The sequence below is a fragment of the Paenibacillus yonginensis genome (assembly GCF_001685395.1).
GTDB lineage: Bacteria > Bacillota > Bacilli > Paenibacillales > Paenibacillaceae > Fontibacillus > Fontibacillus yonginensis.
The window spans coordinates 2,584,177-2,600,493 of the sequence record NZ_CP014167.1 but is presented as its reverse complement, the minus strand read 5'-3'; the positions used below and the strand labels follow the sequence as shown (position 1 = coordinate 2,600,493).

At 52.5% G+C, this 16,317-nt stretch carries 11 protein-coding genes; 7 read left to right on the top strand and 4 right to left on the bottom strand.

The window, feature by feature from the left end; genetic code table 11:
- The first annotated feature begins 679 nt into the window (after positions 1–679).
- Positions 680–2,287: a response regulator transcription factor gene (locus AWM70_RS11910; protein ID WP_237167914.1), complete on the top strand. Its 1,608-nt coding sequence runs from the start codon at positions 680–682 to the stop codon at positions 2,285–2,287.
- Between the two features lie 88 nt (positions 2,288–2,375).
- On the opposite strand, the gene AWM70_RS11905 is transcribed toward AWM70_RS11910, so the two are convergent.
- The 3 genes from AWM70_RS11905 to AWM70_RS24215 form a co-directional block, all read right to left on the bottom strand.
- Positions 2,376–3,335, bottom strand: coding sequence for a protease complex subunit PrcB family protein (locus tag AWM70_RS11905; protein ID WP_083180259.1), 960 nt, complete (start codon positions 3,333–3,335; stop codon positions 2,376–2,378).
- A gap of 92 nt (positions 3,336–3,427) precedes the next feature.
- Positions 3,428–3,631 carry a helix-turn-helix transcriptional regulator gene (locus AWM70_RS24220; protein ID WP_335582160.1) on the bottom strand — a complete coding sequence of 68 codons (204 nt, stop codon included), beginning with the start codon at positions 3,629–3,631 and terminating at the stop codon, positions 3,428–3,430.
- A 223-nt stretch (positions 3,632–3,854) separates the two neighbouring features.
- Positions 3,855–4,304: a cupin domain-containing protein gene (locus AWM70_RS24215; protein WP_335582159.1), complete on the bottom strand. Its 450-nt coding sequence runs from the start codon at positions 4,302–4,304 to the stop codon at positions 3,855–3,857.
- A 155-nt stretch (positions 4,305–4,459) separates the two neighbouring features.
- Here AWM70_RS24215 and yicI point away from each other — a divergent pair, with 155 nt between their 5' ends.
- The 6 genes from yicI (at position 4,460) to AWM70_RS11870 (ending at position 15,422) form a co-directional block, all read left to right on the top strand.
- Complete coding sequence (yicI, locus tag AWM70_RS11895) at positions 4,460–6,778, top strand: alpha-xylosidase (RefSeq protein WP_068696642.1); 2,319 nt, start codon at positions 4,460–4,462, stop codon at positions 6,776–6,778.
- Positions 6,779–6,931: 153 nt separating this feature from the next.
- Positions 6,932–8,710, top strand: a complete 1,779-nt coding sequence (locus tag AWM70_RS11890; RefSeq protein WP_068696640.1) for a sensor histidine kinase — start codon at positions 6,932–6,934, stop codon at positions 8,708–8,710.
- A 128-nt stretch (positions 8,711–8,838) separates the two neighbouring features.
- Positions 8,839–9,906 (top strand): ABC transporter permease, encoded by a 1,068-nt coding sequence (locus AWM70_RS11885; RefSeq protein ID WP_083180258.1) that lies wholly within the window; start codon positions 8,839–8,841, stop codon positions 9,904–9,906.
- A 12-nt stretch (positions 9,907–9,918) separates the two neighbouring features.
- Entirely contained in the window at positions 9,919–10,824 is a 906-nt protein-coding gene (locus tag AWM70_RS11880; protein ID WP_068696638.1) for a carbohydrate ABC transporter permease, read from the top strand.
- Positions 10,825–11,151: 327 nt separating this feature from the next.
- Complete coding sequence (locus tag AWM70_RS11875; RefSeq protein ID WP_068696636.1) at positions 11,152–12,873, top strand: ABC transporter substrate-binding protein; 1,722 nt, start codon at positions 11,152–11,154, stop codon at positions 12,871–12,873.
- A 113-nt stretch (positions 12,874–12,986) separates the two neighbouring features.
- On the top strand, positions 12,987–15,422 hold the full coding sequence (locus AWM70_RS11870; protein ID WP_083180257.1) for a glycoside hydrolase family 95 protein: 2,436 nt from the start codon (positions 12,987–12,989) through the stop codon (positions 15,420–15,422).
- Here AWM70_RS11870 and AWM70_RS11865 read toward each other — a convergent pair.
- Positions 15,419–16,252 carry an AraC family transcriptional regulator gene (locus tag AWM70_RS11865; protein ID WP_068696635.1) on the bottom strand — a complete coding sequence of 278 codons (834 nt, stop codon included), beginning with the start codon at positions 16,250–16,252 and terminating at the stop codon, positions 15,419–15,421. The two genes, AWM70_RS11870 and AWM70_RS11865, sit on opposite strands and share 4 nt — an antisense overlap.
- Positions 16,253–16,317: the final 65 nt, after the last annotated feature.

Genomic DNA, 16,317 nt, shown 5'->3' with positions numbered 1-16,317 from the left:
GGTAAAGTTTTAAACAATGGTTGATATGTCAGGTTTATTTACATAGAAAGAACGAATAAACCTGGTCTTTACCTAAAAACACTTGACTTCAACAGAAAACCTCCTATAATTAGACACATACGAAGCGGTTTTTAGAAAAAAATTCACTATGACGGGAGAAATCCTTACATAATGGATTGAAGATGATTCGGCGGCTGACGCCTCAAGCAGGACCTTCCTCATCCTGGTGACCGCCGGGCTGGAAGTTGAGGCTGTCAGTAGAAGACGCTTGTATTCATCCAACAAAGAACAGCAGAGTAAGGTCCAACGGCTGCCGGATGCGAACCACCCTCTTTCCTCCGGCACGGGACCGCATCTTTGTTAGATCTGTTCAGAAGAGCGTACAGCTCCGAAGGACATTTCCTCCCATACACCCCTGGAGGCCGGTTTGCAACCTGACGCAAGTGCTTGAAGCATACGCGTACGGTGTTGGAACCGGCTATTTTTTTGTCCTTAATGCCCGAAAGATTAAAATAGTGTTATCCGAACGCGGGATTTTAAAAGATTTTACCGAATTAAATCCCGTATAATAAAGCCTATAAAAATTTAAGCTGTTGATTTTACATAATGAAAGCGCTGCAAAACTGCGCCGCAAAACATCAGGAGATTTGTTCAGAAGGAGGACCCCGCTTTGATTAAAGTGCTGATTGTCGATGACGAGCCCAAAGTCCGCGAGGGGCTGAAGGCCATTATTCCTTGGGAGGAATGTGGCTTCACAGTTGCCGGAACCGCTACGAACGGATTTGAGGCTATTGAACAATACGAGAAGATCAAACCGGAGCTGGTTGTCGCCGACATCCGAATGCCGGGCATGGACGGGCTTCAGCTCATTCAGTCCTTAAGGGAACGCGATGATCGACTGCACATTTTAATTCTAAGCGGGTATGCCGATTTCGATTACGCCAAAAAAGCGATCTCCCATAGAGCTGACGGCTACTTGCTGAAGCCTGTTGACGAGGAAGAGATGATCTCCTATCTGGAGAAAATCCGGGAGGACCATAAGCAGGCACAAGAGAACAAACAGTGGAACGACGTATCGGAGAAGTGGACCCGGGATATTTTTATCCAATCCCTGCTGACACGGACCGGAGAAGACGAAGAGAACGGGATGGAGGCGAGAGCCGAAAGCCTGGGGTTAATCTGGAAGGAATATCAGGTTATGCTGCTTCACTTCCACCAGCGCCCCGGCAGTGCCGGATATCTTGGCAGGCATGAAGATGCGGAGCAGCGGCTGAATGACTATTTCGAAGCAAGTGGACGGGGGCTGGCTTTTTCGGTTCATTTTCAAACCGGAATCCTGCTGAAATCGGCTGTGCTTGGCGAACAGATGCGCAGGCAGCTTTACAACGAAATTATGGCTGTGCTGGAGGGAACCGGTGTGCAGGCCACCGTTGCGCTCGGCCCTTTTGTCCGAACGGTTTATGAAATCTGCCATTCTTATGAGGCGGCGCGTGAGCTGCTGAAGCATGAGTTCTTTATAGATGCTGACGGCGTGTTGACCATGGATGATCTCGAAACAAGGCAGCGGGGCGAGAAGGAAATCTCCAAGCCAGAGGACCTGGAGGGCAAGCTTTATTATGCGATGGACATCGGTAACCGGACAGCGCTTGAACCGCTGATCCGCTCGGCCGGTGAATGGCTTAAAACATCAGGGGCGACGGAAGCCGACATCAAACGTTATTTTGCCGAGCTGCTGAGCAGCTTGCTTGCCAGGTTGTCCGCCAGTCATACCATTCTCGGAAGCTGTCTGAAGGATTATACCGACCGGATTGCACTCATTTACCAGCAGCGGAGCCTTCGGGAATTATACCGGCATATTGGGGAGCTGCTCAATCTGGTTATGGAACCGCTTGGCAGCCGGTCGCAAGGACAGGACATCAAAGCCCTGCTTGATTTCATCCAGCGCAATTTCGGAGATAATCTAAAGCTGGAGACCTTGGCCGGGGTGTTTAATTATAACACGGCTTATCTGGGGAAAATGTTCAAGAACGCTACCGGTGAATATTTTAACACTTATCTGGATAAGGTCCGGATCGAACATGCGAAGCAATATTTACAGCAGGGGATGAAGGTCTATCAGGTTGCCGAGAAGGTCGGGTACACGAACGTGGATTATTTCCACAGCAAATTCCGCAAATATGTAGGCATGTCGCCTTCTTCCTACCGGAAAAATGCCGGGCAGCCGAATGAAGGAGTGCAAACCGGTGGGGCTGATGGGGCTGGTGAAACCGAAAGCGCGGATGCTTGAAGAGAGTCCAGGACTATAGGTTTATCCAACAACAAAGGCGTTTCGGAAACGATATCCGAAACGCCTTGTTGTTTTTCTATTGAGCGGATTATTGAACCGCTTTGCCGGAGGTGCCGCCGCCGTTCGCCAATACCGGTTTATAATCGGACGAAATGTAGGTGCTTGTGGATACCTCCGTAATCACCTGAGGCACGATCATGTCCGGATTGGGTTTACTGATTGTCGTGTGCAGGATAGCCTGACCGTCTTTGAACTCGATCGAAGTGATGCTCAGGGAGTAACCAGGCGTCGGCGCCTGAGCGGTAATCGTAATCTGGTTCACTTTGTCGCTGACCTTGCTGATGCTCAGACTGTAGTCAGTCAGCGAATCGGCCGGAATCATCGGATGGGACATGCCCGGCGCAAGGCCGCCGTCTTCTTGCTCCTGCATTTTCTTCACATACTGAAGACTGTCGTACACCCAGCCGGCCGCCGTGCTGCGGGTAACCGTCTGCTTGGGCAGGAAGTTGTTGTCCTTGTCTAGCAGTTTAAAGCCGATATTCAGCAAATGCTGAACACTGCTTGCGTATGCCGGGTTCAGGGATTCCTCATCGTTAAGATGGGTGTAGAGCAGAATCGTCGGATAGTTTCCTGTCGTGTTAATAGCTTCGGAAAGCAGGTTGACGAGAACCTCACGCGTCATTGGCGCATTCGGATCCACTTCCTTCGGAACCGTAAGTCCGTTTGCGGCTGCGATTGCAAATGCCTTGGAATACCAGGCGTCCGCTTTCAGCTTGCTGGAAAGCTCGCTGGCCGAAACTGGCGTCACGCCTTCCGGAACGGTCAACTGGAAGCCATTTACAATGGCGGATACGCCGGCGGCGTAAGTCATAACGCCCTGCGGATTAAACTTGCCGTCGGGCTGGCCGCTGAGCACATGATCCTTCTGAAGAGCTTCGATCTTCTCGGCATTGATATCGGACTGCGTATCCGTGAATGCCCACGCCGGCATGGCGGCGGTGCTCAGAAGAACGAGCGTGAGCAGGAGTGTGCGGACAGATTTTTTCATAATTTCAGTTCACCTCTTGGTCATTATTGGTTACCTTTATGACGGGCATTCCGCTCAAAAGGTTGCAAGTCCCCTCTCCATTTCTGCCCAAGTTACAGCTCGCCAAGTTCCCCGCGGCGGAAAGCCGACGGGGAACATTTCATCATTTTGCGGAACACGCGGATGAAATAGCTGATATTATCGAACCCCACTTCAAGCGCAATATCCGAAATCTTCCGTTCAGTCTGGGACAGCATGCCCGCCGCCTGGCGGATCCGGTAGCTGTTAATATAATCCACCGGGGTCTGTCCGGTCATGGATTTGAAGAAACGGCAGAACTGGCCTTCGCTCATCGGAATCAGCTCGGCTAATTCCTTGAGACGGATAGGCTTGTCATATTCCTGCTGGATATAGAGCAGCACTTTCTTGAGCCGCTCCATGCGGGTGTAAGCACCGGAATGGCTGACGCTCCGGTCGCAGGCGAAGCCCCCCGATGCCATTTCCTGCAGCATCAGAAGCAGATGGCCCTTGACCCCGGCTTCAAATCCGAGGTTCTGCTGCTCGCAAAGCTGCAGGATGGCGTCCAGATGATCCAGCAGGCGGGATTCTTCCGCCGTACTGCGGCTGATCAGCCGGGGGAATGAGGTTTTGCGCTCCTGGAACGGCAAAACGATCGAATTCTGGATCGCATCGTAATTGGCGCTGCTCAGCAGCTGGGTGCCGAAGACCAGCGCAAAAAAAACGGCAGCCTTCATCGCCGTAAGCATGGCCTGCGTGAATATCCCCGCCGTCAATAAAAACCGCCTCACCCGCATGAACGGGAAACAGCTCCTCATCGACCTGAAACATCACGCTGCCCTCCAGGACATAAAAAAATTCCGATTCGTCGTGCCAATGGCAATCCAACACATGCTCTCCAGGGCCGTATTCCAGCGAATAGGCGCCAAAGGGCTGTAAATGTTCGCCGTGTACGCGGCTTTCCTTAAGCATTTGCTTCATCGCTTGCTCCAACCCAATCACCTCGTCAATATTGTGTTATATATTCGCTCAATTATGTTAGTTTTCCGAAATATAGATCATTATAATGCAAGTATAGCGCTTACAAATGAAAAAGTAAAAGTTAAAGAAAAGGCAGAGTGATCAGGATGAAATTTACGGACGGCAACTGGTTGATTCGGGAAGGCTTTACGATTATCCCAGCCGTACAGCTTCATGAAGTGGAACGGGAAGGCAACGCTTTGAATGCTTATGTTTCAGCAACGCCGCTGACGGGCCGCGCGGATACGATCAATGGCGTGCTGCTGACAGCCAAATTCCATGCTCCGGCTCCGGGCGTAATCGGCGTGAAATGGATTCATTTTGACGGCGTTCGCGATACGGGGCCGCATTTTGAACTGAGCGCGGCGGACGACAGCCATGCCGTGATCACCGAAACGGAAGAAGAAGCCGTTTTGACCAGCGGCAATCTGAGCGTAAGAATCAACAAAGGCAGTCATTTCTCCTTTGCTTTCTATAGAGGCAGTGAACGGATTACAGGCAGCGGCTTTAAAGCTGGCGCCCATGTGCTGGACAGCGAAGGAAAGGTGTATATGCGGGAAGAACTGGATCTGACGGTTGGCGAATACGTTTACGGGCTTGGCGAACGGTTCACAGCTTTCCAGAAGAACGGGCAGGTTGTGGACATTTGGAACAAGGACGGCGGCACCAGCTCGGAGCAGGCTTATAAAAACATTCCTTTCTATATCACTAATAAAGGCTATGGCGTATTCGTCAACGACCCGAACGGCGTCTCCTTCGAGGTGGGTTCCGAGAAAGTCAAGAAAGTACAATTCAGCGTTCCCGGGCAGTCTCTTGAATATTTCGTCATCGACGGACCTGATCCCAAAGGCGTACTGGACAAATACACCAGCCTGACCGGCAAACCGGCCCTGCCGCCGGCCTGGACGTTTGGTCTGTGGCTGTCCACCTCTTTTACGACCAATTATGATGAGGCTACAGTTAACTCCTTTGTGGACGGAATGGCCGAACGCGATTTGCCGCTTCATGTGTTCCACTTCGACTGCTTCTGGATGCGGGAGTTCCACTGGACCGACTTTAAATGGGACGAGCGAGTATTCCCTGATCCGGTAGGCATGCTGCAGCGCCTCAAAGCCAAAGGCCTGAAAATCTGCGTATGGATCAATCCGTACATCGCCCAGAAATCACGCCTGTTCGCCGAAGGCAAAGAGCGCGGTTATCTGGTGAAGAAGCCAAACGGCGACGTCTGGCAGGTGAATTTATGGCAGCCGGGCATGGCGCTTGTTGATTTCACGAATCCGGAGGCCTGCGAGTGGTTCACCGGATATTTGAGAGAGCTGGTCGACATGGGCGTGGACAGCTTCAAAACGGACTTCGGCGAACGGATTCCGGTAGACGTGGTTTACCATGACGGCTCCGACCCGGCGAAAATGCACAACTACTATACTTATCTCTATAACAAAGTAGTCTTTGAAACCTTGAAAGAGAAGCTTGGCGAAGGCGAAGCAGCCGTGTTTGCCCGCTCGGCCACCACCGGCGGCCAGAAGTTCCCGGTTCACTGGGGCGGCGACTGCTACGCCGACTACGAGTCGATGGCGGAAAGTCTGCGCGGCGGCTTGTCTTTAGGGCTTGGCGGCTTTGGCTTCTGGAGCCATGATATCGGCGGGTTTGAAAATACGGCGCCGGCCCATGTGTTCAAACGCTGGCTGCAATTTGGCCTGCTGTCCAGCCACAGTCGGCTGCACGGCAGCACGTCGTACCGGGTGCCTTGGGCTTATGATGAAGAATCCGTAGAAGTGACCCGCAAGTTTACGAAACTTAAAGCCCAATTGATGCCTTATCTGTTCGGCAAAGCGGTAGAAGCTTCCAAGCTTGGCGTACCGGTGATGAGACCGATGCTGCTCGAGTTCCCCGAGGACCCGACGGCTGAGCTGCTTGACCGCCAATATATGCTGGGCGACGCTCTGCTGGTAGCTCCGGTATTCAGCGAAGACGGCCGCGTAACCTATTACCTGCCTGACGGACGCTGGACGCATCTGCTGACCGGCAAAGCGGCTGAAGGAGGCAAATGGTACAAAGAAACTTATGATTTCCTGAACCTGCCTCTATATGTACGAGAGAATACGATTTTGGCTTTGGGCTCTAACGATGTCCGGCCGGATTATGATTATGCGGATGGCGTGGAACTGGCGGTCTATAGTCTTCAAGATGGCGCTGCCGCCAGCCGGGTTGTGCCTAATACGAAAGGCGAAGCCGAATTAACCGTATCGGCCGAACGTGAGGGCCGAACCTTGACGCTCAAGGCAGAAGGCGCCGGCAAACCGTTTGCCGTTTCGGTGCACGGCCTTGGAGAAGTGGCTTCCGTTCAAGGAGGAGAGCTGGCGGACGGCAAAGTGAAGGCAGGCGCGTTTGACGGCCGGACAACGGTGGTCATTACACTCAAATAATCCATAATTGTTAACTCAGAAAAGTCCCGGTCTGTTCCGCTCGAAAGGGGGCCCGGGGCTGTTTCTTTTTCCCGCTAAGCCATCAGGCAGTATGGTATGATAATAGAAACAGAGTGATGTAAGCGCTTTTCAAGATCGCGGGGGGCATGGGGATTGTTAGATAAACTGCTGCAGAAAACCAACAACTTGAAGCTGAAGCACAAGCTGCTCGTTTCCTACGTGCTGATTGTCATGATCCCGATCCTGATCGTAGGCAGTGTCGTGACCTACTATTTCAGGCAGCAGACATTGGACCGGGCTGTTGAGCAGGCCACCAATAACGTGGGGAAAATTACGATGCAGCTGGAGACGATGTTTAAGGTGCCGCTTAACGTTTCGGATCTTCTGCTTTTTGATAAAGAGATGGAACAGCTCGCCAATACGAATTACCAAAGCGACCTGCAGCTGACCATTGCTTACCGGAACTTCAGCACCTTCAGGGATTTCAAGAACCAATACCGTGAACTTTCCGGCATCAAGATTTATTTCGACAACCCTACTTTGGTCAACAATCTGGAAATTATTCCTTTAACTGCGACGGCTAAAGAGTCGTATTGGTATAAGAAAGCCATGGCAACCAAAGCGATCAACTGGCTTTACGTGAAAGGGGAGCAGGACGCGCCCGTCAACCGCTTGTCTCTGGTAAGACAGGTGCCTTTTCGAGAATATCACACGTTCGGCGTGTTGGTGGTTGAGGTCAACCAATCCGAGTTAAACCGGATGCTGATTCAGGAGCCTTTCGAAACGGTGATTGTGGACGAGCAGGGATACGTGGCCGCAGCCAAAAATGCCGACATGGTCGGCAGAAAGCTGGAGGATATCGGTTACAGCAGCGATCTCAACAGCCTGGCCAAAGGAACTTACCGGAAAGAAATCAATCACCGGGATTCCTACGTGGTTGTCAATTCGATTTATCCGGACTCCAGTGTGAACGGGTTAAAGGTGATTTCCTTGTTCGAAACGCAGAGCATCGTGAAAGGCGCCAACAGGGTCGCTTTGATAGGACTCCTGATTATTGCGCTGGTGCTGCTGGTCGCCCTCTTTTTTGTATATACCGTATCCATTTTGACGACGAAACGGCTTCTGCTGCTCAGCAGGCGTTTTAATAAATTGGCGATGGGAAATTTGAACGTAGTCTCCCAAATTGACGGCAGCGATGAAATAGGTCAGCTCTCCAGGCAGTTCAACTATATGGTCGAGAGCATCAGCCGGCTGATGAATCAGGTCGTGGAGACGACTGAACAGAACAACCAGCTTGAGATCGCCCAGCGGGAAATCAAGCTGAAGATGATGGCCAGCCAAATCAATCCGCATTTTCTATTTAACGCCCTGGAGTCGATTCGGATGAATGCCTATTTGAAGGGTGAAAAAGAACTGGCCAACATCGTGAGGCTGCTCGGCAAGCTGATGCGCAAAAATCTCGAAATCGGCCGGGAGAAAACGACGCTACAGAACGAAGCGGAGATGGTCTCCTCCTATCTGGAGATTCAAAGATTTCGTTATGAAGACCGGCTGGAATACGAATTAAACGTGGCTCCGGAAACGGCAAGGCTGCGCGTGCCTGCCCTGATTGTCCAGCCGCTCGTAGAAAATGCCGTTGTGCATGGACTGGAGAACAAGGACGGAACGGTTAAAGTCGTCGTCAATCTGACGATTCGGGATGAAGAACTTCGGGTGAGCGTTGAAGATAACGGCAGCGGCATGACGCCGGAGCGGCTGCAGGAAGTGAGAGAGCTTCTATCCGGGCCGGAAGAAGAGAACAACCGTATCGGTCTGCGCAACGTTCACCAGCGATTGACCTTGTCGTACGGCGAGGGAAGCGGGCTGGTCATAGAAAGCGAATATGGGCGGGGAACACGGATGAGCTTTTCAATCCCTTTATCTATGGTATAGGGGGTGAAAGGCCCTTTTTTTGTGGATGGATCTCTAATTTTTATATGGTTTCTTCTCCAATCTGTCGGGTATTTCTGTAACCCCTTACAAGCTAGAATGAAGGCATAGCAGAGAGGGGGAGTAGAGCAATGGAAACGCTAACAGCCAACTCGGCATCCACGAATGAAAGCGTATCCTCTGTGCCTACGGAACGTGAACAACAGAACAAGAAATCAAGGTGGAAAGGGTTCCGAAAGCATTCAAATTTGTCTGAAAATGAAAGCGCAACCGGGCTGCCGCCCAAGAGACCAAACGGAATTTGGCGGACCGTGGTCCAGCAAAAATATTTGTACCTGATGTCTTTGCCGTTTGTAATCTGGCTGTTTGTCTTTAACTACCTGCCGCTCTGGGGCTGGACGATGGCTTTTCAAAACTACAAGCCGGCCAAATCCTTCAGCGAACAGAAATGGGTGGGTTTCGATAATTTCGTCAGGCTGTTCCATGACGACCAGTTTTATCTGGTGCTGAGAAACACGCTGGCGATGAGTGTACTGGGACTGATCTTTGGTTTTATCGTCCCGATTGTTTTTGCGATTCTGCTTAATGAGGTTCGGGGGATGGCCTTCAAGCGGGTCACGCAGACCGTTTCTTACCTGCCTCACTTTGTATCCTGGGTAGTTGTGGCGGGCATTATCTCGAATCTGCTTTCGATGGACGGCATCATCAACCAGCTTCTGGTCTGGCTTCATCTTATTGATGAACCGATTCAATTCATGGCTAAAGGAACCTGGTTCTGGGGAATTGTAACGGCTTCCGACGTCTGGAAGGAGACCGGCTGGAACGCCATCATTTATTTGGCGGCTATTACCGGCATTGATAAGGAGCTTTACGAGGCTGCCCGCGTGGACGGCGCCGGACGTTTCCGGCAAATCTGGAACATTACGATTCCGGGCATCCGCTCTACGATTATGGTTCTCTTCATCATGTCGATCGGGCATTTGCTCAGCATCGGCTTCGAAAAGCAAATGCTCCTCGGCAACAGTCTCGTGACGGATTATTCGCAGGTGCTCGACCTGTACGCTCTGAATTACGGGATCAAAATCGCCCACTTCTCTTATGGTACGGCGATCAGCATGTTCAACTCGGTCATCAGCATTATCCTGCTCTTTACCGTTAACGGTTTGTTCAAAAAATTCGCGAAAGAAAGCATCATGTAGGAGGTGGACCGTATGGCAAGCAGCAGCAAGGCATTTAATGCAACCAAAGGCGAGCGGACGTTTGACGTGATCAACTACATCTTGCTCGGCCTGGTGCTTGTAATCACGCTGTATCCGTTCCTGAACGTGCTGGCGATTTCACTGAACGATTCGACCGACACGGTGCGGGGCGGGATCTACATCTGGCCTAGGGAGTTTACGCTGGAAAATTATAAAACGATTTTTGGTTATACCTCACTGGTTCAAGGCTTTAAAATTTCAATCCTGCGGACGGTCATCGGTACCCTGCTCGGGCTGATCAGCTCTTCCATGCTGGCTTACACGCTGAGCCGGCCGGATTTCCGAAGCCGCCGCTTCGTATCGGTATTCCTGGCGATGACGATGTATTTCTCCGGCGGCATGGTTCCGGTCTACATCCTGATGCGCGACCTGCACCTGCTCGGCACCTTCGGCATCTACGTCCTGCCCGGCCTGGTGAGCGCGTTTAACGTCTTCGTGATCCGCTCTTTCATCGACGGTCTGCCTTATGCCTTGCAGGAATCAGCCAAACTGGACGGCGCTAATGATTTCGTCATCTACTACAAAATCATTTTGCCGCTCTGTAAACCGGTGCTGGCCACGATCGCTTTGTTCCTGGCGGTGGGCCAATGGAATTCCTGGTTTGATACTTATCTCTATAACGGCAACAAACCTAGTTTGACCACGCTGCAATACGAGCTGATGAAAATTTTGGACAGCACGAACCAGGGCAGCGCAATGACCAATGCCAATGATCTCGCGAACCAGATGGCGAACGTTTCTCCGGAATCGATTAAAATGGCGATTACCATTGTGGTCACCCTTCCGATTCTGGTCGTTTATCCTTTCCTGCAGAAATATTTTGTAGGCGGGATGACGCTGGGAGCAGTGAAGGCTTAATCTGCCAAGGCTAACGGAAATAACGACAGCAGCAGTAAGCAATCAAGGAATCAGGCCTGCTCCGGATGAGAGTTCCGGAGCAGGCCGGGTATTCCAAACCAGCTTTTAGGTTAAGAGACTAACCGGGCTTCAGGGGTCTGGGTTAACTAATTTTTTAAGAATTAATGTAAACCCTTACTTGTAAGCGGCACCATTTGGCGGGCGGCTTGGCGTTTGCCGGGCTGTTCAAAAAAGATAACAGCGGTATGTCCAGGCGTCAGCCTGATATACAATATAAGCTTCATAGCAATGACAAGCTTCGTACAATTTTTCTAGGGGGAAAGTAGAATGAAGTGGAGAAATTCTAAATCACTTGCCGTTCTGACGCTGGCTGGTGTACTTTTGCTAAGCGGCTGCGGAAGCGGAAATAACAGCAATGCAGGCAATGCTTCTTCAAATGGGGGCAGTGCATCCAATTCCGCAGAGGATACCTCACCGGTTTCTTTCAGTTTCTTCGGGGCGGATACCAGCCCGAACTGGAATAATATGCAGGATGATGTAGGGAAAGAAATTACGGCCAAAACAGGCGTAACGATTAATGCTGAATATGATGTCGGCAGCGGCGGCGGCCAAAGCAAAATCGCCTTGATGGCGGCGAGCGGCCAGTATCCGGACTTGATTTTTGCTAAAGGTGAAGTTGGCAAACTGGTTGATGCAGGCGCTCTGGTCGACTTGACCGATTTGATCGACAAATATGCTCCTCACATTAAAGAAATGATGAAAGACAGCATGAACCGCTTGAAATACAGCAACGAAGATGAAGCTATCTATTCCATTCCGACAAACGTTGGCGTTGATAACCAGTATTTCGATGCAACTGGCGGCTTTGAAGTACAGCTGCGGGTTCTGGAGGAGCTTGGTTATCCGGAAATCAAAACGCTGGACGATTACGAGAAAGTGCTGAAGGAATATGTGGCCAAACATCCGACCACCGATGGTCAGCCGACGATTCCGCTGACGTTGAACGCAGACGACTGGAAAATCGTGATCACCGTAACCAACCCGGCCTTTATCGCTACCGGCGCACCTGACGATGGTGAATATTATGTAAATCCTGAAACTTACGAAGCTATGCTTCACTACAAACGTCCGGAAGAGAAAGAATATTTCCGCTGGTTGAACAAAATGTACAACGAAGGTCTGCTGGATAAAGACACCTTTGTACAAAAAGATGACCAATACCAGGCTAAAGTTTCAAGCGGCCGTGTACTCGGCTTGATCTCCCAGGAATGGGAATACCAAAATGCGGAGAATGCTTTGAAAACAGCGGGCAAAAACGAATACACTTACGCGCATTTCCCGGTTCAATTGGATGGAACGACACAAGATCATGAATTGCAGTCCGCAGGTCTGGACGGTTACGGCATCAGTATCACAACTGCTTGCAAGGACCCGGTCCGCGCGATCAAATTCATCGACTGGCTTGCTTCTGATGAAGGTCAGGTCCTCAGAAACTGGGGCATTGAAGGCAAACATTATACGGTTGATGAGAACGGCCAACGTGTCATTCCTCAGGATGTTCAAGACAGAAAAGTTAACGATGCCAACAACTTTGCGAAAGAATCAGGCATTGGTTTGTACCGGGTATTTGGGCCAACCTTCGGCGACGGCGTGAAGGATTCCACAGGCAACTACTACACCACAAACTTCCCTGAGCAAATCGTGGCGAGCTACTCCGAGCCGGAGAAAGCCGCTTTGAAGGCCTATAATGCAACAACCTGGAAAGACCTGTTCCCAAGCGAAAAAGATCTTCCTGTCAAAGAGTGGGGCGCCCTTTTCAACATGCCGGTACCTACAGATGGCGACTACCAGGTGGTTTTCCAGAAAACGCAGGATATTATCCGCAAACGGATTCCGGAAGCGGTATTGGCAAAACCGGCTGACTTTGATAAAGTTTACGACAGTTTTATCGCTGAACTGAACAAAGCCGGCGCAGAGAAAATGGAAGCGGAATACACCGAACTTGTGAAAGCGAGAGTCGCACTCTTTACCGGTAAAGACGTTCAATAATTTCTTTCGGTGCTTATCGTTTCATCAAATTGAAGATGCTGCAAGTCAAAGGCCCGCCCTTCTGGTTCGGGCCTTTGCTGCAGCTAAAGGATGGATAGGAGTGAAGACAACAAATGGCACAGAATCAGGAGTGGAAACTTTATTATGACCGGCCTGCTGCTTGTTGGGAGGAAGCTCTCCCCGTCGGCAACGGACGGATTGGCGGGATGGTGTACGGAGGCGCAGCCAAAGAGAAAGTTGCGTTGAATGAAGATACGCTCTGGTCGGGATTCCCGCGGGATCAAGCGAATTACGAGGCGATCCGTTATTTGAAGCAGGCGCGGGAGCTTATTTTCTCCGGGGAATACAAACAGGCGGAAGAGCTGATGAACCGGCACATGCTGGGCTGGCGTACGGAATCCTATCTGCCGGCGGGCAACTTGTACCTGGAGCATCCGAACGCTGACGACGGGATTCAGCCGGGATCAAGCTATTCCAGAGAACTGGACCTGGACAGCGGAATCGCCAGAACGTTGTACGAGCTGGACGGCAAAAGGTATACACGCGATATCTGGGTGAGCGCCGAAGACCAGGTGATGGTCGTGCAGGTGAAGTCGGAAAGCGTAGAGCCGTTCGAGCTGAAGGTGCTGCTTGATTCACCGCTGCCGCACAGCTGCCGGGAAGGGGCCGGGGGGCATTTGCTCATGAACGGCAGGGCTCCCAGCCATATAGCCGACAACTATCTCGGGAACCATCCGCAGTCGGTGCTGTACGAAGAGGGGTTAGGCATGTCTTTTGAGGTCCGGGTGCAGGCTGTTCTGGACGCAGGGACGGCAGTGGTGACGGAGGACGGAAGCCTTTATATCGCCGGAGCCTCAAAAGTGACGCTGCTGCTTGCTGCCGAAACCAGCTTTGCCGGATTTGACCGTGAGCCCGGCAAGAATCCGGAATGGGCGCTGCGGAATGCGGAAACGCTGCGAAGTGCAGCGGAGCTGGGAGAGGGCTCGCTGCTGCAGCGTCATCTGGAAGACCATCGCCGGTTGTTCCGCCGGGTGACGCTGGACCTGGGGGCGCAGCCGGAAGCGGAGCAGCTGCCCACAGATCAGCGGCTTGTCCGCTATCGTGAAGGTGGCAGGGACCCGCAGCTGGAGGCGCTTTATTTTCAATATGGGCGATACCTGCTGATGGGCAGTTCAAGACCGGGCACGCAGGCGGCAAACCTGCAGGGTATTTGGAATCCGCATATGCAGCCCCCGTGGAACAGCAATTACACGACGAATATCAACACGGAAATGAATTACTGGCATGCGGAAACCGCCAATTTGAGCGAATGCCACGAGCCGCTGCTGGACCTGATTCAGGATCTCAGCGTGACCGGAGCAAGAACGGCCCGTATCCATTATGGAGCACGGGGCTGGACGGCCCATCATAATGTGGATCTCTGGCGTTCATCCGGTCCTTCGGACGGCGACTCCAGCTGGGCCTTCTGGCCGATGGGCGGGATTTGGCTTTGCCGTCATTTGTGGGAGCATTATCAGTTTCAGCCGGATGAAGACTATTTGCAGAGCACGGCTTTTCCGCTGATGAAAGGGGCGGCGCTGTTTGCGCTCGATTGGCTGGTCGAAGGCCCGGATGGACGATTGACGACGGCGCCCTCGACATCTCCCGAGAATCAATTTCTGACCGGGGAAGGGGAGGCCTGCAGCGTATCCGCAGGGACTGCCATGGACATGGCCTTGATTGCGGAGCTGTTTCAGGCCTGCCAGCAAGCCGCGAACATCCTGGATGTCCGGGATGCTTGGCTGGAGGAGATCCGGCAGGCGGCGGGGCGACTGGCTGTGCCGGGTATCGGCCCGGACGGCCGTCTTCGCGAATGGAGCGAAGATTTTGCAGAAGCCGAACCCGGGCATCGTCATGTTTCGCATCTTTATGGCTTGTATCCGGGCGACTCGATCACCCTGGAGACAACGCCGGAGTTTGCCGCGGCGGCCAAGCGCTCGCTGGACAGCCGGGTTGAGCGGGGAGGCGGACATACGGGCTGGAGCTGCGCTTGGCTGATCAATCTGTACGCAAGGCTGAAGGATGGAGAGAAGGCTTACGGCTTCGTAAGAACGCTGCTGTCCCGCTCCACATATCCCAACCTGTTTGACGAGCACCCGCCGTTTCAAATTGACGGCAATTTCGGAGGCAGCGCAGGTATGGCTGAAATGCTGCTGCAAAGCCATTCTGGCTGCATCCATCTGCTGCCGTCCCTGCCTCGGGCATGGGAGAAGGGCCGTGCTGCCGGTCTTAGAGCACGCGGCGGTTATACGGTCGATCTGGAATGGGCCGGCGGGAAGCTGACTCAGGCTTCTATCAAGGCCGACCGCTCCGGCATCTGCCGGATTCGCAGCACCGAAGCTTTGACGATAACGGCCGCTGCAGGAACGGACTTAACCGGAGGGGAAGCGCCTGTTTCATTCCCGCCAAGCGAAGTACAAGGAGCTGATGCGGGCGGAGCGGTTTCATCCGTGAAGGAGCTCCGGTTTGAAACCCGGGCGGGATCTGTCTACTTGATCAAACCTGTTTAATGCAGCTTCCGAAACTGATCAGGCGTCATGCCTGCGGCTTTCCGGAAGGTGGCGACGAAATGGCTGGGATCGCGAAAGCCGGTCGCTGCGGCAATTTCACTGACCGTGCTGCCGCGGCTGGCGGCCAGCAGTTCCTTGGCTTTGCGCAGCCGGACCTGAAGGAAATAGGCGTAAGGGGCAATGCCAAAGGTTTCGCGGAACAGGCTGTTTAAATGGCGGCCCGATACGCCCAGTACGGCTCCGAAATCCGCAAGTCCAACCTCGGGATTGGCAAGGTGGTCATCCATCCATTTGAGCAGCGGCTGCAGCTTCTCCAGGTTGCGGGTGATGGCCTTGTTATGGTGCAGCGCACCAAATTTGCTGAGCAAGCCGACAAATCGGTAGGTATCGGAGGATGCATCCAGCCCAAACGCGTCTTCCCCGGCTTCAAGCCGCTCCAGCATAGCCCAAAGCAGATCAGGCAATCCGGCGTTTGGCTCCCAGCTGAAGAAGGCCGATTCGCGGATGCCGAAGGCTTGGACGATTTCGGCTGCAGCCGGTCCGCCGAAGGTGAGATAAAGCGTGTTCCAGGTGGAGCTTTCCGCGCGGTACAGATGAGCTTCATCCGGAAACAGCAGCATCCCGCTGTTTGGCGGGAGCAGGTAATCGCTTTGCCCGACCGTAAGCAGCCCCTCGCCTTCCACGGTTTGTATCCAGTGGTAAAGCGGATAACCGGAGGGGCGTACAATTTCTTCTTGTCCAGGATTGAACCCTACGCTTTCTACCTGAAGGGGGAGCGCCTGCTCTCCGGCTGGAGTGAAGACGAACCTGCGGTGAATCCGCGTCTGCATGCGTTCATGATCTCCCTTCTATACGGCTTCCATATTCTTATATTAAATCGCCATTATCTTATATT

Excerpts from the sequence above, each read along its gene's own strand:
- AWM70_RS11880 (WP_068696638.1), top strand. The coding sequence starts at position 9,919 with ATGGCAAGCAGCAGCAAGGCATTTAATGCAACCAAAGGCGAGCGGACG.
- AWM70_RS11865 (WP_068696635.1), bottom strand. The coding sequence starts at position 16,252 with ATGCAGACGCGGATTCACCGCAGGTTCGTCTTCACTCCAGCCGGAGAG.
- AWM70_RS11885 (WP_083180258.1), top strand. The coding sequence starts at position 8,839 with ATGGAAACGCTAACAGCCAACTCGGCATCCACGAATGAAAGCGTATCC.
- AWM70_RS11905 (WP_083180259.1), bottom strand. The coding sequence starts at position 3,335 with ATGAAAAAATCTGTCCGCACACTCCTGCTCACGCTCGTTCTTCTGAGC.
- AWM70_RS24215 (WP_335582159.1), bottom strand. The coding sequence starts at position 4,304 with ATGCTTAAGGAAAGCCGCGTACACGGCGAACATTTACAGCCCTTTGGC.
- AWM70_RS11875 (WP_068696636.1), top strand. The coding sequence starts at position 11,152 with ATGAAGTGGAGAAATTCTAAATCACTTGCCGTTCTGACGCTGGCTGGT.
- AWM70_RS11870 (WP_083180257.1), top strand. The coding sequence starts at position 12,987 with ATGGCACAGAATCAGGAGTGGAAACTTTATTATGACCGGCCTGCTGCT.
- yicI (WP_068696642.1), top strand. The coding sequence starts at position 4,460 with ATGAAATTTACGGACGGCAACTGGTTGATTCGGGAAGGCTTTACGATT.
- AWM70_RS24220 (WP_335582160.1), bottom strand. The coding sequence starts at position 3,631 with ATGACCGGACAGACCCCGGTGGATTATATTAACAGCTACCGGATCCGC.